Origin of the sequence: Streptomyces kurssanovii, from assembly GCF_040677245.1 — a bacterium.
GTDB lineage: Bacteria > Actinomycetota > Actinomycetes > Streptomycetales > Streptomycetaceae > Streptomyces > Streptomyces kurssanovii.
Map to the genome: position 1 here is coordinate 24,017 of NZ_JBFAQK010000062.1, position 21,317 is coordinate 45,333.

A 21,317-nucleotide genomic window follows, 5' to 3' on the forward strand; every position below is an offset into this window, starting at 1 on the left:
GGGAGGTGCCCCCAGGCGGGCTGAAATGCCGCTGCGCGGCATCCAGCCTGGCCGGCGGCGGAGGCAACTTCAGCCCCGCCGGCGATTGAGGCGCGGGGGTCCGGGGCAGAGCCCCCGAAACACCGCGCGCAGCGCGGTGCCGGGTCCGGGCGGAGCCCGGTTCGTGGGGCGGAGCCCCGAAAAGCGCTACGCGCGGGCGATCGGGGCCAGGGTCGCGGATGTCAGGGACGTCAGGTCCGTCGGGGACAGTTCGACCTCCAGGCCGCGGCGCCCCGCCGACACGCAGATCGTCTCGTGCGCCGACGCCGACGCGTCCAGCACCGTCGGCAGCCGCTTGCGCTGCCCGAGGGGCGAGATGCCGCCGCGGACGTAGCCGGTGGTGCGTTCCGCCGCCGCCGGGTCCGCCATCGTCGCCCGCTTGCCGCCGACGGCCGATGCCAGCGCTTTCAGATCGAGCTGGCCCGCGACCGGGACGACCGCCACCGTCAGCGCGCCGTCCACGTCCGCGACGAGTGTCTTGAAGACCCGCTCGGGGGAGACGCCCAGCGCTTCCGCGGCCTCCTCGCCGTACGAGGGGGACGACGGGTCGTGGTCGTAGGCGTGCAGGGTGAACGGGGTGCCCGCCGCCGCGAGGGCGACCGTCGCCGGCGTACCGCCCGACTGCTGCTTCTTCGTCTTCTTCGTCGCGTTCTTCGCCAAGGCAGGTCCTCGCGTCAGTTGGGGCTGGTGGGCCGCCACGTCAGATCGACGGCCGGCAGCGACGGCAGATGCCGCAGCATCGCCGTCTCCGCGCGCAGCAGTGTCAGTTCCTCGCGCAGCCGTGTCGCCGTGTCCGGCGCCTGGAGCAGCCGCTGCTTCGCGGGCGTGTCCAGCACCGCCGCGGCCGCGACGAGGTAGGAGACGACAGACGGCTCGTCCGGCAGTTCCGCTCCGGTGGACAGCGAGCGCTCACGCGCGCCGGCCAGCCGCTTCTGGTAGCTGCGGAACGCCCGCAGCACGCCTTCCGCGAGGGCGGCGGCGCCGTCGCCCGGTTCCTCCGGGATCTCTTCGAGCTCCGCGGTGAGGAAGGGCCCGCTCGCGTCGACCGACAGCAGCTTGACCCGGGTCGTGCCGGTGGCGAGCACTTCGAAGCTGCCGTCCCCGCGTTCGCGGATGGTCGCCGCGTCGGCGATGCAGCCCACTCGGTGGAAGGCCTGGACCGGGTCGGGGCCGAAGCCGGCGGCGGGGCCGCGTTCCACGACCGTGGTCGGGTCGGGCATCCCGGGTGCGGCGGGCGCGACCTCCCGGCCGTCGCGGATGGCGACCACGGCGAAGCGCCGGGGCTCCTCCTCGTCCGTCTTCAGCAGCTCGCGCATCATGGCGCGATAACGCTCCTCGAAAATGTTCAGTGGCAGCACAAGGCCCGGGAACAGAACCGAGTTCAGCGGGAAGAGCGGCAGGCGAGCGGTGGTCACAGCGGTCAAGAGTAATGGTCGAGCAGGCGGACCTGTCCTCCCCGTCCACGCAGCGGCGTCGCCGACGCGACCTCGGTCCGTACGTCGTCCCTGGCCTGGAGGAACCGGCCGAGCGGGTCCTCGGTCACCGACGACCACGGGAACGAGGTCGCGTGCGGGCCGATCAGCCGGAACTGGTTCAGCGCCTCCTCCCAGCGCCCCCGTGCCACCAGCACGTAGGCCAGGAGGTTGCGCACCTCGGCCGGCCAGGGGTCGCCGGGCCCGTACCCCCGGGACAAGGTGATGGCGAGGTCCGCGGCCGCGTCGATCCGGTCGTCCTGCACCGATGTCCTGGCCTCGCCGCCGAGCAGCTGCGCGAAGGCCGCCCGTACCGGCAGGGCCTGCACCAGCGAGCCGGGGAGCGCGTCGGCGGCGGCCTGCTCCGCGAAGTCGAAGCACTCGCGGTGCGAGCCGTACCACTGGGCGGACAGGTATTTGAGCGCCGCGACGTGGCAGCCGTAGTGGTGCGAGGAGCGGCGGACGGCCTGTTCCCACAGCGTCTCGAAGGCCGTGTGCGTGGCGTGCGTGCCGCGCGCGTGGTCGAGCGCGATCCGCCAGGGCACGGGGTCGCCGGGCCCGGCCTCCGCCGCGGCGTCGATCAGCGGGCCCACCTCGCGCAGCTGTTCCGTACGGGCGGGTGACTCCCAGGCCCTGCGGACGGCCAGTTCGGCCTTGACCACGAGGGCGTCGGCGTCGCGCGGGGCCGCGCCCAGCCAGTCGCCGAGCCATTCGTCCCGGTTCCGGGCGAATGCCGCGAGCCTGACGACGTACCGGTCGCGGTTCTCCCATTCGGCTGATTCCCGTGTGGTCGCCAGCAGCTTGGCGGCCGGTTCGTACTCCCCGACCGCGGCAGCGACCAGCGCCGGACCGAGCCGGTCGTCGGGGGCGTCGAGCAGTACCGCCTCGTCAGGGGCGAGGCAGTCGGTGAGCCGTGGCGTATGACGGATCATGCGCGCGGTACGGATCAGGGCGCGGATCAGTGACATGGTGCGGACCATTGAAAACGCGCAGGTGAACGCCACGCCAGAGGGCAGCTGTGAAGCTTTGGTGGCAACGGAATGGTTGTCCCGGCCGAAGTCAAGAGACGGTAAAGAAAGCGACTCAACCGCGACGGAGGAGCCGGGAGGCGCCCGCCGCGACCGTGGTCGCGAGGATCCAGCCCAGCAGCACCAGAACGGCGGCCGCCCATTGCCATCCGCCTTGGAGCCGCCAGTGGCCGTCCTGGCCGAGATTGATCACCGGGATGAGCAGATCGAGGGCGTACAGCGCCGGATTCCACTCGGGATGCTCGTCGGGCTTGATGGGTGGTGGGGCGACCTGGGCGAAGGCGATCGCGCCGGCCGCCCACAGCACCGCCATCCACAGGGCCGCCCGGCCGGGCCGGTAGCCGTACGCCACCGTGAGGTCCTGGAGATATCCCCACAGCTTCCCGGCCAGCGGCAGCGTCTCCCTCCGGCGGCGGTTCTTGGCCAGCAGCACCTCGCGGGCGTCCGCGTCCTCGCCGCTGTTGCGCAGGACGGTCGCCAGCCGCTCGTAGGGCTCGGGCGAGTACTCGGGGGTCGCCGACGCCACCCACTCCAGCCGCCGGGAGAGCGGGAACTCCTCGTACGGCACCAGGTTCTCGTAGACGAAGCCGCCCATCGCCAGGCCGCCCGGGCCCGGCCAGCTCGCGGCCAGATCGATCAGCGTCACGACCTTCGCGCCGTTCAGCACGACCCGCCCCTCCTCGGGGCGCTCCGCGTTGAACCGCAGCTCGGGAGTGGCGATCCTGCGCAGCGACAGCTCCTCGCGCGGGCTCAGCACGAACCGGGCCCGCTGGAGGTCGACCGCGTCGCCGAACCGCCCGTCGTCGAGCCGGACGCCGCCGTGGCACTCGAAGGGCTGCAGCCGGGAGCCGCGCGCGGGTGTGCCGTAGGCGGCGATGCCGAACGGGGGAGTGGCGCCCTGGTTGCCCGTGGTCACGCTCACCCAGGCGCCCGTCATGTACAGCGTGCGTTCGACACTGAGCTGGGGGGCGTTGAGCGCGCGGCGCTCCGCCGCCGCCCGCAGCCGGCTGCCGCGCAGACTGAGCGAGACGCCCACCTTCGCACCGCGCAGGCTGAACTCGCCGTAGGTCTCTATCAGTTCGGCCTGTAAGTCCTGGGCCACCGACATCCCGTCGGCGGTGATCGCGCGGCCCCGGCGGTCCGGCCGCACATGGATCTGGTTGATCAGCAGGTCCGTGCCGATCTGGGCGTCCGTGAGCCGGATGCCGTGTTCGACGCGGCAGCGGGGCAGATGCAGATCGCCCTCCGTACGCAGCCTCGCCGCCTCGATCCGCGGGATCGCGCAGCCGACCATGCGCACGGTCGTGAAGTGCGCCTCCGGCATCAGCAGTTCGTTCTCGAAACGGCAGCCGTGCAGCTCCACGTACGGGGAGATGCTGCCGCCGGCCAGCTTGAGCGTGCCGGTGATCAGGACGCCGCGCAGTTTGAGCGCGCAGACCCGGCCCGGCCTCGCGGCGGGTCCGCTCAGCAGCAGCCGGGCCACGATCGACGCCCGGACGCTGCGCTCGGGACCCCAGGGCAGGGGGGAGAAGGGATCGTTCAGCAGGGGATCGGTGTCACTGAGGTCGTACGTGCTTCCGTTTCTGAAGGCGTTCCACATGTGGAGCTCGGTCGGGCTCAGCCCGTCCGGGGGCCCGTCGTCCAGCGGCTCGGTCACTGCCGCTCCTCCGCTTCGTTGGCTCGTACAGCTGTTCTTCCCGCTGAGTGACGGCCTGAACGCTAGTGGTGATGGTCAACTTGTGGGGCCTGTATCAGCCACTGATACGGGAAACAAGCGTGGGATCGGGTCTGAGAGAATTGGTTCCGTGATCTCTCGAATCGATCTGCGCGGTGACGCCCTCCCCGAGGGTGGCGCCCTGCGCGACCTGCTGCCCCGTGCCGACTTCGACGTGGCGGCCGCCCTGGAGAAGGTGCGGCCGATCTGCGAGGACGTGCATCATCGCGGCGACGCGGCGCTGATCGAGTACGGGGAGAAGTTCGACGGTGTGCGGCTCGACCAGGTCCGGGTGCCGGTCGCCGCGCTGAAGCGCGCGTTGGAGGAGCTCGACCCCGCCGTCAGGGCCGCCCTGGAGGAGTCCGTCCGGCGGGCCAGGATCGTCCACCGCGCCCAGCGCCGCAGTGAGCACACCACGCAGGTCGTGCCCGGCGGCACGGTCACCGAGAAGTGGGTGCCGGTCGACCGAGTGGGCCTGTACGCCCCCGGCGGCCGGTCCGTCTACCCCTCCTCCGTGATCATGAACGTGGTCCCGGCGCAGGAGGCGGGCGTCGCGTCCCTCGCACTGGCCTCCCCCGGACAGAAGGAGTTCGGCGGCCTCCCGCACCCCACGATCCTCGCGGCCTGCGCCCTCCTCGGCGTCGACGAGGTGTACGCGGTCGGCGGCGCCACCGCCGTCGCGATGTTCGCCTACGGCACCGAGTCCTGCGCGCCCGCGAACATGGTCACCGGCCCGGGCAACATCTGGGTCGCCGCCGCGAAGCGCTACTTCACCGGCCGGATCGGCATCGACGCGGAGGCCGGCCCGACCGAGATCGCCGTCCTCGCCGACGCGACCGCCGACCCCGTGCACGTCGCCGCCGACCTGATCAGCCAGGCCGAGCACGACCCGCTGGCCGCCGCCGTGCTGGTCACGGACTCGGAGGAACTGGCGGAAGCGGTCGAGCGCGAGCTGGAGACGCAGATCGCCGCGACCAAGCACGTCGAGGACCGGATCGTGCCCGCGCTCAGCGGCGGGCAGTCCGCGATCGTGCTCGTCTCCGACATCGCGGACGGCCTCGAGGTCGTCAACGCCTACGGCGCCGAGCACCTGGAGATCCAGACCGCCGACGCCGCCGCCCTCGCCGGCCGGGTCCGCAACGCGGGCGCCGTCTTCGTCGGCCCGTGGGCCCCGGTGTCGCTGGGCGACTACGCGGCGGGGTCCAACCACGTCCTGCCGACCGGCGGCTGCGCCTGCCACTCCTCCGGCCTGTCCGTGCAGTCCTTCCTGCGCGGCATCCACATCGTGGACTACACCCGGGACGCGCTCGCGGAGGTCACCCACCACGTGGTGACGCTCGCCGAGGCGGAGGACCTGCCGGCGCACGGCGCAGCCCTCAAGGCCCGCTTCGACTGGAAGGTGCCGGGCCAGTGACCGACATCGGCAGCACCACCTCCCCGTGGGACGAACTGCCCATCCGGGACGAACTGCGCGGCAAGTCCCCCTACGGCGCCCCCCAGCTCGACGTCCCCGTCCGGCTGAACACCAACGAGAACCCGTATCCGCTGCCCGAGCCGCTCGTCGAGCGGATCGCGGAGCGGGTGCGTGAAGCGGCCAGGGGGCTCAACCGCTACCCCGACCGGGACGCGGTCGAACTGCGCACCGAGCTGGCCCGCTACCTCACCCGCACGACCGGCCACGAGGTCGTGCGGGAGAACGTCTGGGCGGCCAACGGCTCCAACGAGGTCATCCAGCAGCTGCTGCAGGCCTTCGCCGGCCCCGGCCGGATCGCCATCGGCTTCGAGCCGTCCTACTCGATGCACGGCCTGATCTCCCGCGGCACCGGCACCGGCTGGATCTCCGGCCCGCGCGGGGACGACTTCACCATCGACACCGCCACCGCCACCGCGGCCGTCGCCGAGCACCGCCCGGACGTCGTGTTCATCACCTCGCCCAACAACCCCACGGGCACCGCGGTCGCCGCCGAGACGGTTCTCGCGCTGTACGAGGCGGCACAGGCGGCGAAGCCGTCGCTGGTCGTCGTCGACGAGGCGTACGTGGAATTCAGCCACCGGCCGTCGCTGTTGCCGCTCATCGAGGGCCGCCCCAACCTGGTGATCTCGCGGACCATGTCCAAGGCCTTCGGCGCCGCCGGACTGCGCCTCGGATATCTGGCCGCACACCCCGCCGTGGTCGACGCCGTCCAGCTGGTGCGCCTGCCGTACCACCTGTCCGCCGTCACACAGGCCACCGCCCTGGCCGCGCTGGAGCACACCGATACGCTGCTCGGGTACGTCGAGCAGCTGAAGACCGAGCGGGACCGGCTGGTCACGGAGCTGCGCGCCATCGGCTACGAGGTCACCGACTCCGACGCCAACTTCGTACAGTTCGGCCGGTTCGACGGTGAGGACGGCGCGCACAAGGCGTGGCAGCGGATCCTCGACCAGGGCGTACTGGTCCGCGACAACGGCGTACCGGGACGGCTGCGGGTCACCGCGGGCACGCCCGAAGAGAACGACGCGTTCCTCGATGCGGTTCGCGCACTGAAGAAGGAGCAGCACTGATGAGCGGCCGCGTAGGACGGGTCGAGCGCACCACCAAGGAGACCTCGGTCGTCGTCGAGATCAACCTCGACGGCACCGGCAAGGTCGACGTCGCCACCGGCGTCGGCTTCTACGACCACATGCTCGACCAGCTCGGCCGGCACGGTCTGTTCGACCTCACCGTCAAGACCGACGGCGACCTGCACATCGACACGCACCACACCATCGAGGACACCGCCCTCGCGCTGGGCGCCGCCTTCAAGCAGGCCCTCGGTGACAAGGTCGGCATCTACCGCTTCGGCAACTGCACCGTGCCGCTGGACGAGTCGCTCGCCCAGGTCACCGTGGACCTGTCGGGCCGCCCGTACCTGGTGCACACCGAGCCCGAGAACATGGCGCCGATGATCGGCACCTACGACACGACGATGACCCGGCACATCTTCGAGTCCTTCGTCGCGCAGGCGCAGATCGCGCTGCACATCCACGTCCCGTACGGGCGCAACGCCCACCACATCGTGGAGTGCCAGTTCAAGGCGCTCGCCCGCGCCCTGCGGTACGCCTCGGAGCGCGACCCCCGCGCGGCCGGCATCCTTCCGTCGACGAAGGGCGCCCTGTGACCGGCCTTTCGACCATTCTCATCGTCGTCGGGCTGTTCCTCGCCGGCGGTGCGTACTCGTTCTCCAAGCAGAAGATGCCCAAGGGCACCGTCGTGCTGCTCGCCGGAGCGTCCGCGATGTGCCTGATCGCGGGCGTCATGCGGATTCAGGGGATCTGGGAATGACCACAGCGACGCCACAGAAGAAGGTCGTCGTCCTCGACTACGGGTTCGGCAACGTCCGCTCCGCGGAGCGCGCGCTCGCCCGGGTCGGGGCCGACGTCGAAATCACCCGCGACTACGACAAGGCGATGAACGCCGACGGACTGCTCGTCCCCGGCGTCGGCGCCTTCTCCGCCTGCATGGACGGCCTCAAGCAGGCCCGCGGCGAATGGATCATCGACCGCCGGCTCTCCGGCGGACGCCCCGTCATGGGCATCTGCGTCGGTATGCAGATCCTGTTCGCCCGCGGGATCGAGCACGGCGTGGAGACCGAGGGTCTCGACGAGTGGCCCGGCACCGTCGGCCCGCTGAAGGCGCCGGTCGTGCCGCACATGGGCTGGAACACCGTCGAGGCGCCCGCCGACAGCACGCTCTTCGCCGGCGTGGACGACGACGCCCGGTTCTACTTCGTGCACTCCTACGCGGTGCGCGAGTGGGAGCTGGAGGTCACCAACCCGGCCATCCGCGCGCCACAGATCACCTGGGCCACGCACGGTGAGCGCTTCGTCGCCGCCGTCGAGAACGGCGCCCTGTGGGCCACCCAGTTCCACCCCGAGAAGTCCGGCGACGCCGGCGCCCAGCTGCTGACCAACTGGATCGAGACCCTCTGATGCCGAAGCTTGAACTCCTTCCCGCAGTCGACGTCCGCGACGGCCAGGCCGTCCGTCTCGTCCATGGCGAGTCCGGCACCGAGACGTCGTACGGCTCCCCCCTCGAGGCGGCCCTCACCTGGCAGCGCGCCGGCGCCGAGTGGCTCCACCTCGTCGACCTCGACGCCGCCTTCGGCACCGGCGACAACCGGGCGCTGATCGCCGAGGTCGCCGGAGCCATGGACATCAAGGTCGAGCTCTCCGGCGGCATCCGCGACGACGCCTCCCTCGAGGCCGCTCTCGCCACCGGCTGCCGCCGCGTCAACCTGGGCACCGCGGCGCTGGAGACCCCCGAGTGGGTCGCCAAGGTCATCGCCGAGCACGGCGACAAGATCGCCGTCGGTCTGGACGTCCGCGGGACGACGCTGCGCGGCCGTGGCTGGACCCGCGACGGCGGCGACCTCTACGAGACCCTCGCCCGCCTCGACTCCGAGGGCTGCGCCCGTTACGTCGTCACCGACATCGCCAAGGACGGCACCCTCCAGGGCCCCAACCTCGAGCTGCTGAAGAACGTCTGCGCGGCGACCGACAAGCCCGTCGTGGCCTCCGGCGGCGTCTCCTCGCTCGACGACCTGCGCGCCATCGCGTCGCTGGTCCCCGAGGGCGTCGAGGGCGCCATCGTCGGCAAGGCGCTGTACGCCAAGGCCTTCACCCTGGAAGAGGCCCTCGCGGCGGTGTCCGCATGACCGCAGGTCCCCCTTCCGGCTCCGGCCCGGTGCGCCGCGTCGGCTCCGGCGGCCCCTGGGAAGAGGCCTTCGGCTACTCCCGTGCCGTCGAGCTGCCGAACGGCCTGGTCCTGGTCTCCGGCTGCACGTCGGTCGTCGGCGGCGAGATCGCCGCGGGCAGCCCGTACGAGCAGACGGTCACCGCGTTCGGCGTGGCGATCGACGCGCTGAAGCAGCTCGGGCTCGGCGCCGGTGACGTCGTACGCACCCGGATGTACATCACGCACGCCCGAGACGTGGAAGACATCGGGCGCGCCCACAAGGAGATCTTCGGCGAGGTCCGGCCGGCCGCGTCGATGCTCGTGGTCTCCGGCTTCGTCGACCCCTCGCTGGTCGTCGAGGTCGAGGTCGAGGCGTACCGGCCGACCGGAACCGATGGAGGTGCCGTATGACCCTCGCGGTACGGGTGATCCCCTGCCTGGACGTCGACAACGGCCGGGTGGTCAAGGGCGTCAACTTCCAGAACCTGCGCGACGCGGGCGACCCCGTCGAGATGGCGAAGCTGTACGACGCCGAGGGCGCCGACGAGCTGACCTTCCTCGACATCACCGCGTCCTCCGGCAACCGGGAGACCACCTACGACGTGGTGCGCCGCACCGCGGAACAGGTGTTCATCCCGCTCACCGTCGGCGGCGGCGTGCGCAGCGCGGAGGACGTCGACAAGCTGCTGCGGGCGGGCGCCGACAAGGTCGGTGTCAACACGGCGGCGATCGCGCGGCCGGAGCTGATCCGCGAGATCGCCGAGCGGTTCGGCCGCCAGGTGCTGGTGCTCTCCGTCGACGCCCGGCGCACCGCGGACGGCACGTTCGAGGTGACGACGCACGGCGGCCGCAAGGGCACCGGCATCGACGCCGTCGAATGGGCGCACCGGGCCGCCGAGTTGGGCGCCGGGGAGATCCTGCTCAACTCCATGGACGCCGACGGCACCAAGGACGGCTACGACACCGAGATGATCGCCGCCGTGCGCAGGCACGTCACGGTCCCGGTGATCGCCTCCGGCGGAGCGGGCCGGCTCGCCGACTTCCCGCCGGCGATCGACGCGGGCGCGGACGCGGTGCTCGCCGCGTCCGTGTTCCACTTCGGCGATCTGCGGATCTCGCAGGTGAAGGACTCGCTGCGCGAGGCGGGCCACCCGGTCCGCTGAGACACCGTAGCCCGAAGGGGCCGACAGGACATCACGTCCTGCCGGCCCCTTCCGCTGTGTACAGGGCCCGTGGTGGGCGGCCCGCCGCGGCGGACGCCGGTCCGCGAGGAGACCGGTGAACTTGCCGATGCCCTACCGGGGGCCGGGCCCCGACGGTGGTACCGCCATCAACACGGCGGTACGCGACCGGCACGACGGACTCCTGGTGACGACGGGTCAGGTCCTGCGGCGCGTAACCGCCTCGACCCGAGAGGACCCTCCTCGTGCACCTCACCCCCACGAGCCGCACCCACCGCCGCTCCCTGCTGGGCGCGGCCGCCGCCGCGGCGGCGGCGCTGTGTGCCACCCTCCTGCCCGGCACGCAGGCCCAGGCCGCCGACAACCCGTACGAGCGCGGTCCCGCTCCGACCGTCGCGTCCATCGAGGCCTCGCGCGGCCCGTACTCGGTCTCCGACACGTCCGTCTCCTCGCTGGCCGTCACGGGCTTCGGCGGCGGCACCATCTACTACCCGACGTCCACCGCGGACGGCACGTTCGGGGCCGTCGCCATCTCGCCCGGCTTCACCGCCTACGAGTCGTCCATCGCGTGGCTCGGCCCCCGGCTCGCCTCTCAGGGCTTCGTGGTCTTCACCATCGACACCAACAGCATCTACGACCAGCCCGGCAGCCGGGGCGACCAACTCCTCGCCGCGCTCGACTACCTGACCCAGCGCAGCTCGGTCCGCGGCCGGATCGACAGCACCCGGCTCGGGGTCATGGGCCACTCCATGGGAGGCGGCGGCACGCTCGAGGCCGCCAAGGAACGTCCTTCGCTGCAGGCGGCGATCCCGCTGACCGGCTGGAACACGGACAAGACGTGGCCCGAACTGCGCACCCCCACCATGGTGATCGGCGCCGACGGTGACACCGTCGCCTCCGTCTCCTCGCACTCGGAGCCGTTCTACCAGTCGCTGCCGGCGTCGCTCGACAAGGCGTACCTGGAGCTCAACAACGCCAACCACTTCACCCCGAACAGCAGCAACACCACGATCGCCAAGTACAGCATTTCGTGGCTGAAGCGGTTCATCGACAACGACACCCGCTACGAGCAGTTCCTCTGCCCGCTGCCGCGGCCCAGCCTGACCATCGAGGAGTACCGGGGCAACTGCCCGCACACCTCCTGACCCATCGGGAGCCGCTCCGGTCCGGAGCGGCTCCACCCGGACGACATGACGTTGCCGGTGGCGGACGACCGCCACCGGCAACGTGCTGTGCGGGCGCACAGTTCGGAGCGGCTCACGGTGGGACCGTGCCCAGCGCGGCGGGCCAGGGCCGCGAAGCGCGGACCGGACCCTTCCGGAGGGTAGTTACGCGGGAGTAAGTTGCCGGGCGTGAATCCATCGACGACCGTGCACAGTCCCCTTCGGCTGTACGGCCGAAGCGGTGAACTCGCCCTTCTCGACGAGCTGTCGGGCCGTCTGCGCGACGGCCGCGGCAGCACCCTCGTGATCACCGGGCCGCCCGGCCTCGGCCGCAGCGCACTCGCGCGGCACGCCGTCGGCAACCAGCGCGAGGGGACGGTGCTCCACACGCGTGCCGCCCCCGCCGAAGCCCGGCTGCCGTACAGCGGACTCCACGCTCTGCTCTGCTCGGCGCCCGGACCGCTGCCGGGGCCGGCCGACGACGTGACCCGCGCGGGAACCGCGCCCACCGCGCTGCTGGAGCTGCTCAGAATCCTCGGCTCCCACGGCCCGCTGCTGCTCTGCGTCGACGACGCCCACGCCTGGGACCGCGACTCGCGCATCGCCCTCGGCTTCGCCGCCCGCCGTCTCGCCCCGCGCGACCGCGCCGCCGTGGTGCTCACCGCGACCGACGATCCCGGCGGCGGGGACGCCTTCACCGGACTGCCGCGGCTGCGGCTCGGGCCGCTCGACGACACGGCCGCCGGCGCGCTGATCGACCGGCTGACGGAAGGCCGGGCCGACCCGCTGGTACGGGACGAGCTGCGCCGGGAGGCGGCGGGCAACCCGGGGCTGCTGACCGCGCTCACGGCGCGGCTCACGCCCGACCAGCTCGCCGGCCACGCCCCGCTGCCGCACCCCCTCCCCGGCGCGGAGCGCATCCTGGACGCGTACGCCGCCCGCGCCGAGGTGCTGCCCCCGGACACCCGGCTCCTGCTGCTCCTCGCCGCGGCCGCGGAGGAACACGAACCCGAAGGCGCCGGCGCCGACGCCGCCCTGCTGCTGCGCGCGGCCCGCTTGGCCGGCATAGACGCCGACCGCCTGCTGCCCGCCGAGCGCACGGGCACACTCCACAACGACGGCACCCGGGTCCGCTTCACCCATCCGCTGCTGCGAACCGCCGTACTGCGCCGCGCGCCGCTGCCGCGCCGGCGCGCCGCGCACCGGCTGCTGGCCGCCGCCCTCGACGGGCCGCACCTCACCCTGCCGCGACTGGTCCAACGGGCCTGCGCGGCAGGCGGCTACGACCCGTTCCTCGCCGACGCGCTGGCGGGCGCGGCCACCGCCCCCCGGCCGCACACCGACCGGGCCACGGCCCTCGCGCGGGCCGCGGAACTGACGGCCGACGAGACCCTGCGGGGCGTACGGTTCTCGGCCGCGGCCGAGCACGCCTGGCTGGACGGTGAGCCCGGCCGGGCCCGCGCGCTGCTGGCCCGGGTCCGTGCCGTCCCCGCTTCCGGCCGGGCCCACCATGTACGCGGGCTGATCGCCCTGTGCGACGGTCCGGTGGCCGACGCCCGTGAGTCCCTGCTCGCCGCCGCCGCGCTCCTGGCCGCCGACGACGCCGACCGCTCGACGGCCGCCCTGCTCGCCGCCGCGGACGCCGCCTGGGCCATGGGCGACCCGCACGGCTACGTGGACGCGCTCGCCCGGGTCCCGGCGGCGGTGACGGACGCGCCGGACCCGGACCGTTCCCCGCGTTCCGCCACGGCCCCGCGCGCCCGGACCGGCGGCCCGGACGGCCACGAGGTGCTCGGCAGGTATGTCGAGGGCCTGCTGGCCGTCTTCGCGGGACGGACCGGCACCGGCCAGGCCCTGCTGCGGGAATGCGTCGAGGCGTCCGGACACGCCGGGGACCCGTCGGTACTGCTGCGGTCGGCCGCCGCCGCGCTCGTCGTCGGCGACGTGGACGCCGCCTGCCGGGCGGGCGCCAGGGCGCTGGCCGCCGTACGGGTCCACGGGCCCCGGGTGATGCTGCCCCCGGCACTGGAGCGCCTCGCGTACGCCGAACTGCGCGCGGGCCGGCACGCCCGCGCCAGGGTGCACGCGCTCGAGGGACTGCGCGCCGCCCTCGAGCTGGGCCGGCGCAACAGCGCCGCGCATCTGCACGCCGTACTGGCCCTGACCGCGTCCCTGGAGGGCGACGCCGAGGCCTGCGCCGAGCACGCCGCCGCCGCAGGCTCGACCGCCGCGGCGCACGGGCTGTCCCAGGCCGCGAGCCTCGCGGTGTGGGCGGTGGCCAGGACGGACCTGGCGGCGGGCCGGTGCGCGGAGGCCGCCGCGCGGCTGCGGCCCCTTGTCGTACCCGGCCCGCGGCGCGGTCACTTCGCGGTCATGATGCTCGCCGTGCCGTGTTTCGTGGAGGCGGCCGTCCTCGCGGGCCGCACGGACGGAACGGCCGTCGCCGTGGAGGAGTTCGCGGCGTGGGCGGCGAGCACCGCCGACCCGCTCGCGCCCGCACAGCTGGCCCGCTGCCGCGCCCTCGTCGCCCCGCCGGAGGAGGCCGCCGCCCGCTATGAGGAGGCGCTCGCCCACCACGAGCGGGCCGGCGGGGACTTCGAGCGGGCCCGCACCCTGCTGCTGTACGGGCAGTGGCTGCGCCGCCGCCGCAGGACGCGGGAGGCACGCGGCCCGCTGCGGGACGCGCTCGTCGCGTTCGAGCGCTGCGGAGCACGCGGCTGGGCCGAACGCGCCGGAGGCGAGCTGCGGGCCGCCGGCGAGGCGGTGTCCGGCGACTCCGGGAGCGGCCCGCTGGACCGGCTCACGCCGCAGCAGCGGCGCATCGCCCACCATGTCGCGGAAGGCGCGACCAACCGGGAGGTCGCCCTGCGGCTGTCGGTCAGCACGAGGACCGTCGATCACCATCTAAGGAACGTGTTCGCGCTGCTCGGAGTGCGCTCGAGGACCGAACTGGCACGTCTGCTGGAGCGCTCCGGCGCCTGACGCCGACCGCCTGCGTTGCTGGACCGTGATGAGAACTATGCCGCAAACCCCTGGGTACCGACTGGGCGGTATGCCATTCTGCGAGCGTCAGGTAGATCCGGTGCGGTCGTGTCCCACGCCGCGCGCCGGAGCGAGCCGACTCCTGGTGGAGGCCGCCCATGTCGAATCTCGTACGTTCGCGCGTCAGGGCGGTTCCCACGCCCCACGCGGTTCTGCCCCGCTCCCGCTCCCTGCTGGACGCCGAGGCGATCGCCGTACTGCACCGCGCCGCCCAGGTACTGCTGGACGACGTGGCCGGGCTGACCACCACCCTCGTCAGCGAGCTGCGCGAGCAGGAACCCGCCTACCGGGCGGCGATCGATGCCGACGCGACAGAGGTGTGGCAGGAGGTGTACCAGTCGCTGCGCCACAACATCGCCTCCCTGATCCGCCCCCGCGAGAGCCGCGACATCGCCCGGCGCACCTCACGCTCCATCGGCGCCGCACGCGCCGAACAGAACGTGCCGCTCGACGCCGTCCTGCACGCGTTCCGGCTCGGCGGGGCCATGGTGTGGCAGGGCCTGGTGGACGAGACGGCACGCCGGCACCCGGAGGACATACGGCTGCTCGTCCACGTCGCCGCGGACGTCTGGAACTTCGTCGACGAACACTGCGCCCTCGTCACGGAGGCCTACCGCCAGGCCGAACGCCGGATGGCGTGGCGGCGCGAGAACCGCCTGCGGCTGATGACCGCGGCGCTGCTCGACGGCACGGCCCGGATCACCGACCTGCCCGACGCGTCGGTGATGCTCGAACTGCCGGAGGACGGCCGCTTCGTCGTGATCGCGGCCGCCTCCGCGCATCCGCACGCGCCCGGCCCGCTGGTCACCCTGCCGTCCGGCACTCCTGTGGTGTGGCACTCCACCCCGGAGGCCGAACTGGGGATCGTGCACCTGGTGGACGGCCCGGCGTCCGGTCCCCGCCGCTGCGACGAGGACGGCGGCGACGAGGACGGCCCCGGCGAGGGCGCCGGCGCCGCACCCCAAGGGCCGGCCGACCCGGCCGCCGTCGCCGCCGGGCTGAGCGCCGCCCCCGGCGTCCGTGTGGGGATCGGCTCCGCCGTCACCGGTCTCGCCGCGCTCGGCAAGGGGCGAAGACTCGCCGGTACAGCACTGCGGGCCTGCCCCCGCACCGGCGGTGTCGTCCTCCTCGACGACCACCTGCCGGCCGCGGTCGTCGTCTCCTCCCCGGCCCTCGGCAAAGCGCTCGCCGAGCGCGTACTGGGGCCGCTGTACGCGATCGAGCCGGCCGACCGGGACCTGCTCGTCGACACGCTCACGGCCTGGCTCGACGCCGAGGGCTCCGCGCAGCGCGCGGCGACGCGGCTGTACTGCCACCGCAACACCGTCCTCAACCGGCTCCGCCGCTTCGAACAGCTCACCGGCCGCTCGCTGTCCCGGCCGTCCGACGTCGTCGAGGTCTCCCTCGCCCTCACCGCCCGCCGGCTGCTGGAGAGTTGACGCCAGCCGGGGTGTGACGCCGCACACCCTGAGGTGCCCGTGCCTGTGCGCGGGCACCGATGCCGGACCGGCCGCTGTACGCGGTGACGGATGCCTGGTGATCTACCCGGCATGTCATCTGATATCCACCTGGTCGGGCCCGTCGCGGCGGGTGCCGGGTTCGAGGGCCGTTCCCTTGCCCTCGTCGTCTTCCTCGCGTTCGTCACGGTCTCGCTTCTGCTGTGCGGCCTGGCCGCCGCCGACCAGGACGACCCGGAGCACTTCTACGCCGGCGGTGCCACGCTCGGCCCGGTCGGCGGAGGGCTCGCCGTCGCCGGGGACTACGTCTCCGCCGCGACCCTGCTCAGTACCACCGGCTCCGTCGCTCTCGTCGGGGCGGACGGCATCCTCTTCGCCATGGCGACCGTCGCCTCGCTGGTCCTGGTGATGCTGGTGCTGGCGAAGCCGCTGCGCGGCGGCGGGATCTACACGCTCGGCGACTTCCTCACCGAGCGGCTCGCCGACCGCTCCGTCCGCGTGCCCCTCGGGATCGCGGCGATCGTCGTCCTGTTCCCGCTGCTCGTGGTCCAGCTCGCTGTCGCCGGCAAGATCATGACGTCCATGTTCGACCTCCCGCCGGGTGCCCTCACCGGGTGCACCGTCGCCAGCGGCACCCTGATGATCTGTTACTCGGCCTTCGGCGGGATGCGCGGCACCGGCTACATCCAGATCCTCAAGACGGTCGTCGTCGTCGCCGTGGTCGTGCTGCTCGCCGGCATCGTCCTCAACCGCTTCGGCTGGTCGCCCTTCTCGCTCTTCGACGCCGCCCGGCAGAGCAGCCGGAGCGACTCGTACGCCCTGCCGGGCCTGCAGTTCGGGCGCGGCTTCGCCGGCTGGCTCGATCTCACCGGCTTCCTGCTCACGCTCGTCCTCGGCGCCGCCTGCATGCCCCACATCACGATGCGCCTGCACCCCCTCCGCGGCACGGGCAACGCCCGCCGAGCCGCCGCCTGGGCCGTCGGGCCGGTCGCCGTGCTGTGCACCGGCGTCATCGTCATCGGCCTCGGCGCCGCCGCCCTCGTCGGCCACAAGAACATCGTCGCCGCCGACCCGGGAGGCAACTCGGCCCTGCTCATGGTCACCACCGCACTCGACCCCGAGTCCGGCGGTCCCCGGCACAGCCTGCTGTTCGCCGTGGTCGCCTGCGCCGTGTTCATCACCACCCTGTCCACGGTCGCCGGGATCACCCTCGCCGCCGCGTCGGCCTTCACACGTGACCTCGCCGGGCCGACGGGCGTGGGCGGCCGGGGACGCCGCTCGATGGCCGGGGAGGTGCGCCTGGCGCGCTGGGCGGTCGCCGTCGTCGGAGTTCTCGCCGTGTTCGTCGCGACGCAGACGGTCGGACGGAATCCGCAGGTGCTGCTCTCGTTCGCGTTCGCCGGGGCCGCGTCCGTACTGCCGCCCGTGCTGCTGTTCGCGATCTTCCGCCGGCACTTCACCGCGGGCGGGGTGCGCTGGGCGGTGTACGGGACGCTGCCGCTGGTCGCCGTGCTGATGGCCTGGTCACCGGCGGCGTCCGGCACACCGATCTCACTCTTCCCCGACCGGGACTTCCACTGGTTCCCGCTCCACACACCGGGGCTGGTCACCATCCCGGCCGGCTTCCTGCTGGCGCTGGCCGGCTCGGGACTCCTCCGGCGGCGCCCCGCGGCCCCGGCCGTGCCCCCGGCGCCCCCGGCCGTGGCCCCTGAACCGCAGGACGCGTACGCCGAGTGGGCCCGGGGCCGCTGACGGCACGGGAGCAGGGTCGCACCGGAACCCGAGCGCGTCCCGGCACGGGAGCAGGGTCGCACTAGAACCCGAGTGCGGCCCCGCTCAGCCGGGTGATCGCGTCCTTGTCCCCGTCCAGTTCCACCCGCGCCGCGTTCTGCCGCCCGAACGCGAACAGCGTCAACTCGCCCGCCTCGCCGGTCACCGTCACCACGGGCGTGCCCTTGTGAGCCACCGCCGTCTGGCCGTTCGACCTGCGCAGCACCAGACCGACCGGCGACTTGCGGCCCAGCAGCCGGGCGCCCTTCTCGAGCCGCGCCCACAGGGCGTTCTCGAAGACCCGGTCCAGCTCGCGCGGGGTCCACTCCGGCTGCGCCCGGCGCACGTCCTCCGCGTGGACGAAGAACTCCACCGTGTTCGCGGCCTCGTCGATCTGCTTGATCCCGTACAGGGACATCCGCGGCGGCCCCGTACGGATCAGGTGCACCAGCTCCTCGTACGGCTTGGCGGCGAACTCGGCCTGGATCCGGTCCGCCCGCTCCTTGAGGGCGCTGAGCAGTATCCCGCCCGCCGCGTCGGGCCTCCGCTCACGCATCACCACATGGGCCGCCAGGTCCCTGGTGAGCCAGCCGTCGCACAGGGTCGGCGCGTCCGGGCCGGACGCCTCCAACAGGTCTGCGAACAGGAGTCGTTCACGCTTGGCATGGGTCGACATGCCCGCCAGCGTACGGCGGGGGCACCGGGTCCGCCCAGTGGACTCACCGCCGGTCACCGGGTTCGACACGGCACAATGGCCCGTATGACCAGCAGTGTCCCCGAAAGCAGCCTCGACCCGGCCATCGCCGCCCGCCTCAAGCGGAGCCCGGACGGCCTGATTCCCGCCATCGCCCAGCAGTACGACACCGGTGAGGTGCTGATGCTCGGGTGGATGGACGACGAGGCCCTGCACCGCACCCTGACCACCGGCCGCTGCACCTACTGGTCCCGCAGCCGCCAGGAGTACTGGGTCAAGGGCGACACGTCCGGCCACTTCCAGCACGTCAGGTCGGTGGCGCTCGACTGCGACGCCGACACCGTCCTGGTCAAGGTCGACCAGGTCGGCGCCGCCTGCCACACCGGGGCCCGCACCTGTTTCGACGCCGACGTACTCCTCGACAAGTAGGGTCTGGCGCCATGGATCTCGAGACGTTCCGCAAGCTCGCCGCCGACCGCCGCGTCATCCCGGTGAGCCGCCGGCTGCTCGCGGACGGCGACACGCCCGTCGGGCTCTACCGCAAGCTCGCCGGGGAGCGCCCCGGCACCTTCCTGCTGGAGTCCGCCGAGAACGGACGTTCGTGGTCCCGCTACTCCTTCATCGGCGTGCGCTCCGACGCCACGCTGACGGTCCGCGACGACCGGGCGCACTGGCTGGGCAACGCTCCGGTCGGTGTACCCACGGACGGGGACCCGCTGCACGCGCTGCGCGAGACCGTCGAGACCCTGCACACGCCGCGCGATCTCGCGTCCGGCATGCCGCCCTTCACCGGCGGCATGGTCGGCTACCTCGGCTACGACATCGTGCGACGGCTGGAGAAGATCGGCCCCGGCGAGCGCGACGACCTGAAGCTCCCCGAGCTGACCATGCTCCTCACTTCGGACCTCGCGGTCCTCGACCACTGGGACGGCACGGTCCTGCTGATCGCCAACGCGATCAATCACAACGACCTCGACACCGGCGTCGACGAGGCCTACGCCGACGCCGTGGCCCGCCTCGACGCCATGCAGGCCGACCTCGCCCGGCCGCTGGCCTCCCCGCCCACCGCGCTGCCCGCCTCCGAGCTGCCCGAGTTCTCCGCCCTGTGGGGCGGCACCGACTACCAGGCCGCCGTCGAGGACGTCAAAGAGCGCATCCGGGCCGGCGAGGCCTTCCAGGTGGTGCCCTCGCAGCGGTTCGAGACCCCCTGCGCCGCAAGCGCGCTCGACGTCTACCGGGTCCTGCGGGCCACCAATCCCTCGCCGTACATGTACCTCTTCCGCTTCGAGGGGTTCGACGTCGTCGGCTCCAGCCCCGAAGCCCTCGTCAAGGTCGAGGACGGGCACGCCATGGTCCACCCGATCGCCGGCACCCGGCCCCGCGGCGCCACGCCCCAGGAGGACAGCGACCTCGCGGACGAGCTGCTCGCCGATCCCAAGGAGCGCGCCGAGCACCTGATGCTCGTCGACCTGGGCCGCAACGACCTGGGCCGCGTCTGCGAGCCGGGCAGTGTCGAGGTCGTCGACTTCATGTCGATCGAGCGGTACTCCCACGTCATGCACATCGTCTCCACCGTCACCGGCAAGGTGGCCGAGGGCCGCACCGCCTTCGACGTGCTCACCGCCTGCTTCCCGGCAGGCACCCTCTCCGGTGCGCCCAAGCCCCGGGCCATGCAGATCATCGACGAGCTCGAGCCGTCGCGCCGCGGCCTGTACGGCGGCTGCGTCGGCTACCTCGACTTCGCCGGCGACTCCGACACCGCCATCGCCATCCGTACCGCCCTGCTGCGCGACGGCACGGCGTACGTGCAGGCCGGCGCGGGTGTGGTGGCGGACTCCGACCCGGTCGCGGAGGACACGGAATGCCGCAACAAGGCGGCCGCGGTGCTGCGGGCCGTGCACACGGCCAACCGCCTGAACGACCCGGTGAGCGGTAAGGGATAGTGGGTACGTGAGTGCCGTACCCGTACCCCAGCCCCTAGCCGCAGCCGCGACGCCCGCCACCAGCAGCCGCCGCAGCCTGGCCGCCGCCCTGTTCCTCGGCGCCGTCGGCGCGACCGTCGTCCTGCTGGCCGCCGGCCGGATCTGGGCCGAGGGCACCGCGTCCGTCGGCGGCGGAACCGTCTCCCTCGACGCCAAGGGCTCCGACGTCACCGGAGTCCCCACGGCACTCGCGATCGTCGGCCTGGCCGCGCTGGTCGCCGTCTTCGCCGTGCGCCGTGCCGGCCGGATGCTCGTCGCCGCACTGCTCGCACTGAGCGGCGCCGGCGCCGCGACGGCCGCACTCCTCGGCGCGTCCGACACCGGAGCGCTCGACGAGAAGGCCGCCCGCACCACCGGCGACGCCGCCTCCACCGTCGAAGCCCTCTCCCACACGGTCTGGCCCTACGTCACCGCGGTGGGCGGTGCGCTGATCCTGCTCGCCGGACTGCTCGCCCTCCGCTACGGCCCGCGGTGGCCGTCCATGTCCGGCCGCTACGAGCGCGACGGCAGCCCGCGCGCCCGCAAGGAACGCCCGGCCGACCCCGACCGCCCCGAGGACCTCTGGAAGGCCCTGGACCGGGGCGAGGATCCGACGCGCGAAGGGTGACCCCCGCGCCGCGCCCGCCCCGGCGTACGGGACAATGAAGGACGAGCGTCCGGCTCAGCACGAGCACCGGCGCACGAATCGCATCGGAAACGAGGAGCAACTCATGGCGGGCAGCAGCCACGGACACGGACACACCCCGGCCGCCTGGACCGGCGTCATCATCGCCTTCATCGGCTTCTGTGTCGCAGGCGTCTTCATGGTGGCGAACAGCCCGGCCGGCTTCTGGGCCGGTTCTGCTCTCATCCTGCTCGGCGCGGTCGTCGGCGGCGCGATGAAGATGGCCGGCCTCGGCACGCCCAAGGAGCCGGACCACGTGGTGGCGGCCCGTGACCGCGCGGCGGCCCGGGAGAACGTCAGGGTCTGAGACCTCGCACGCAGATGTCGCACAGCGGCGGCGGCCCCCGCGCGCGCCGGGGCCCCGCCCCCCGGCGACGCGGGGCTCGAACGCCGGCACACCCCCCCCCCCCACAAC

21 protein-coding genes are annotated in these 21,317 nt (G+C 73.0%); 16 read left to right on the forward strand and 5 right to left on the reverse strand.

Translation table 11 applies throughout. From position 1 onward, the window contains the following. Nucleotides 1–186: 186 nt before the first annotated feature. The 4 genes from ybaK to AB0K36_RS29360 all read right to left on the reverse strand — a co-directional run bounded on the left by ybaK (nt 187) and on the right by AB0K36_RS29360 (nt 4,196). The gene (gene ybaK / locus AB0K36_RS29345; RefSeq protein ID WP_364600089.1) at nt 187–699 is read right to left on the reverse strand and encodes a Cys-tRNA(Pro) deacylase; all 513 of its coding nucleotides are present in this window, start codon (nt 697–699) and stop codon (nt 187–189) included. Between the two features lie 14 nt (nt 700–713). Next, on the reverse strand, nt 714–1,454 hold the full coding sequence (locus tag AB0K36_RS29350; RefSeq protein WP_364600091.1) for an LON peptidase substrate-binding domain-containing protein: 741 nt from the start codon (nt 1,452–1,454) through the stop codon (nt 714–716). Nucleotides 1,455–1,459: 5 nt separating this feature from the next. Continuing rightward, nucleotides 1,460–2,491 carry a hypothetical protein gene (locus AB0K36_RS29355; protein WP_364600093.1) on the reverse strand — a complete coding sequence of 344 codons (1,032 nt, stop codon included), beginning with the start codon at nt 2,489–2,491 and terminating at the stop codon, nt 1,460–1,462. A 103-nt stretch (nt 2,492–2,594) separates the two neighbouring features. Then, nucleotides 2,595–4,196: an oxidoreductase gene (locus tag AB0K36_RS29360; RefSeq protein ID WP_159692937.1), complete on the reverse strand. Its 1,602-nt coding sequence runs from the start codon at nt 4,194–4,196 to the stop codon at nt 2,595–2,597. Between the two features lie 148 nt (nt 4,197–4,344). Here AB0K36_RS29360 and hisD point away from each other — a divergent pair, with 148 nt between their 5' ends. The 12 genes from hisD (at nt 4,345) to AB0K36_RS29420 (ending at nt 17,544) form a co-directional block, all read left to right on the forward strand. Next, nucleotides 4,345–5,667 carry a histidinol dehydrogenase gene (gene hisD, locus AB0K36_RS29365; protein WP_364600095.1) on the forward strand — a complete coding sequence of 441 codons (1,323 nt, stop codon included), beginning with the start codon at nt 4,345–4,347 and terminating at the stop codon, nt 5,665–5,667. Then, nucleotides 5,664–6,797, forward strand: coding sequence for a histidinol-phosphate transaminase (locus AB0K36_RS29370; protein WP_364600097.1), 1,134 nt, complete (start codon nt 5,664–5,666; stop codon nt 6,795–6,797). Before hisD ends, AB0K36_RS29370 begins: the two co-directional genes overlap by 4 nt. Next, on the forward strand, nt 6,797–7,393 hold the full coding sequence (hisB, locus tag AB0K36_RS29375; RefSeq protein ID WP_005318751.1) for an imidazoleglycerol-phosphate dehydratase HisB: 597 nt from the start codon (nt 6,797–6,799) through the stop codon (nt 7,391–7,393). The genes AB0K36_RS29370 and hisB overlap by 1 nt, the downstream gene beginning before the upstream one ends. Next, complete coding sequence (locus AB0K36_RS29380; RefSeq protein ID WP_167306871.1) at nt 7,390–7,557, forward strand: CG2302 family histidine operon protein; 168 nt, start codon at nt 7,390–7,392, stop codon at nt 7,555–7,557. Before hisB ends, AB0K36_RS29380 begins: the two co-directional genes overlap by 4 nt. Then, entirely contained in the window at nt 7,554–8,204 is a 651-nt protein-coding gene (hisH, locus tag AB0K36_RS29385) for an imidazole glycerol phosphate synthase subunit HisH (RefSeq protein ID WP_364600099.1), read from the forward strand. The genes AB0K36_RS29380 and hisH overlap by 4 nt, the downstream gene beginning before the upstream one ends. After that, nucleotides 8,204–8,929: a bifunctional 1-(5-phosphoribosyl)-5-((5-phosphoribosylamino)methylideneamino)imidazole-4-carboxamide isomerase/phosphoribosylanthranilate isomerase PriA gene (priA, locus tag AB0K36_RS29390; protein WP_005318757.1), complete on the forward strand. Its 726-nt coding sequence runs from the start codon at nt 8,204–8,206 to the stop codon at nt 8,927–8,929. The genes hisH and priA overlap by 1 nt, the downstream gene beginning before the upstream one ends. Then, a complete protein-coding gene (locus AB0K36_RS29395; RefSeq protein ID WP_364600101.1) occupies nt 8,926–9,360 on the forward strand; it encodes a RidA family protein in 435 nt (144 codons plus the stop codon). The genes priA and AB0K36_RS29395 overlap by 4 nt, the downstream gene beginning before the upstream one ends. Beyond that, nucleotides 9,357–10,112, forward strand: a complete 756-nt coding sequence (gene hisF, locus AB0K36_RS29400) for an imidazole glycerol phosphate synthase subunit HisF (protein WP_189472649.1) — start codon at nt 9,357–9,359, stop codon at nt 10,110–10,112. Before AB0K36_RS29395 ends, hisF begins: the two co-directional genes overlap by 4 nt. Before the next feature lie 263 nt (nt 10,113–10,375). After that, nucleotides 10,376–11,275 (forward strand): bis(hydroxyethyl) terephthalate hydrolase, encoded by a 900-nt coding sequence (gene bdeA / locus AB0K36_RS29405; RefSeq protein WP_364600103.1) that lies wholly within the window; start codon nt 10,376–10,378, stop codon nt 11,273–11,275. A gap of 207 nt (nt 11,276–11,482) precedes the next feature. Further along, nucleotides 11,483–14,275, forward strand: a complete 2,793-nt coding sequence (locus tag AB0K36_RS29410) for a helix-turn-helix transcriptional regulator (protein ID WP_364600105.1) — start codon at nt 11,483–11,485, stop codon at nt 14,273–14,275. Nucleotides 14,276–14,433: 158 nt separating this feature from the next. Further along, entirely contained in the window at nt 14,434–15,774 is a 1,341-nt protein-coding gene (locus tag AB0K36_RS29415; protein WP_364600107.1) for a PucR family transcriptional regulator, read from the forward strand. A gap of 111 nt (nt 15,775–15,885) precedes the next feature. Then, nucleotides 15,886–17,544, forward strand: a complete 1,659-nt coding sequence (locus tag AB0K36_RS29420; protein WP_364600109.1) for a sodium/solute symporter — start codon at nt 15,886–15,888, stop codon at nt 17,542–17,544. A 61-nt stretch (nt 17,545–17,605) separates the two neighbouring features. Here AB0K36_RS29420 and AB0K36_RS29425 read toward each other — a convergent pair whose 3' ends face one another. Continuing rightward, nucleotides 17,606–18,238 carry a TIGR03085 family metal-binding protein gene (locus AB0K36_RS29425; RefSeq protein ID WP_364600111.1) on the reverse strand — a complete coding sequence of 211 codons (633 nt, stop codon included), beginning with the start codon at nt 18,236–18,238 and terminating at the stop codon, nt 17,606–17,608. Nucleotides 18,239–18,313: 75 nt separating this feature from the next. On the opposite strand from AB0K36_RS29425, the gene hisI reads away from it, so the two are divergent. The 4 genes from hisI to AB0K36_RS29445 all read left to right on the forward strand — a co-directional run bounded on the left by hisI (nt 18,314) and on the right by AB0K36_RS29445 (nt 21,209). Then, nucleotides 18,314–18,685, forward strand: a complete 372-nt coding sequence (hisI, locus tag AB0K36_RS29430; RefSeq protein ID WP_189472640.1) for a phosphoribosyl-AMP cyclohydrolase — start codon at nt 18,314–18,316, stop codon at nt 18,683–18,685. Between the two features lie 11 nt (nt 18,686–18,696). Beyond that, entirely contained in the window at nt 18,697–20,199 is a 1,503-nt protein-coding gene (locus tag AB0K36_RS29435; RefSeq protein ID WP_364600113.1) for an anthranilate synthase component I, read from the forward strand. 7 nt (nt 20,200–20,206) lie between these two features. Further along, complete coding sequence (locus tag AB0K36_RS29440; protein ID WP_364600115.1) at nt 20,207–20,845, forward strand: TIGR02234 family membrane protein; 639 nt, start codon at nt 20,207–20,209, stop codon at nt 20,843–20,845. A gap of 103 nt (nt 20,846–20,948) precedes the next feature. Further along, nucleotides 20,949–21,209, forward strand: coding sequence for an HGxxPAAW family protein (locus AB0K36_RS29445; RefSeq protein WP_364600117.1), 261 nt, complete (start codon nt 20,949–20,951; stop codon nt 21,207–21,209). Nucleotides 21,210–21,317 lie beyond the last annotated feature (108 nt).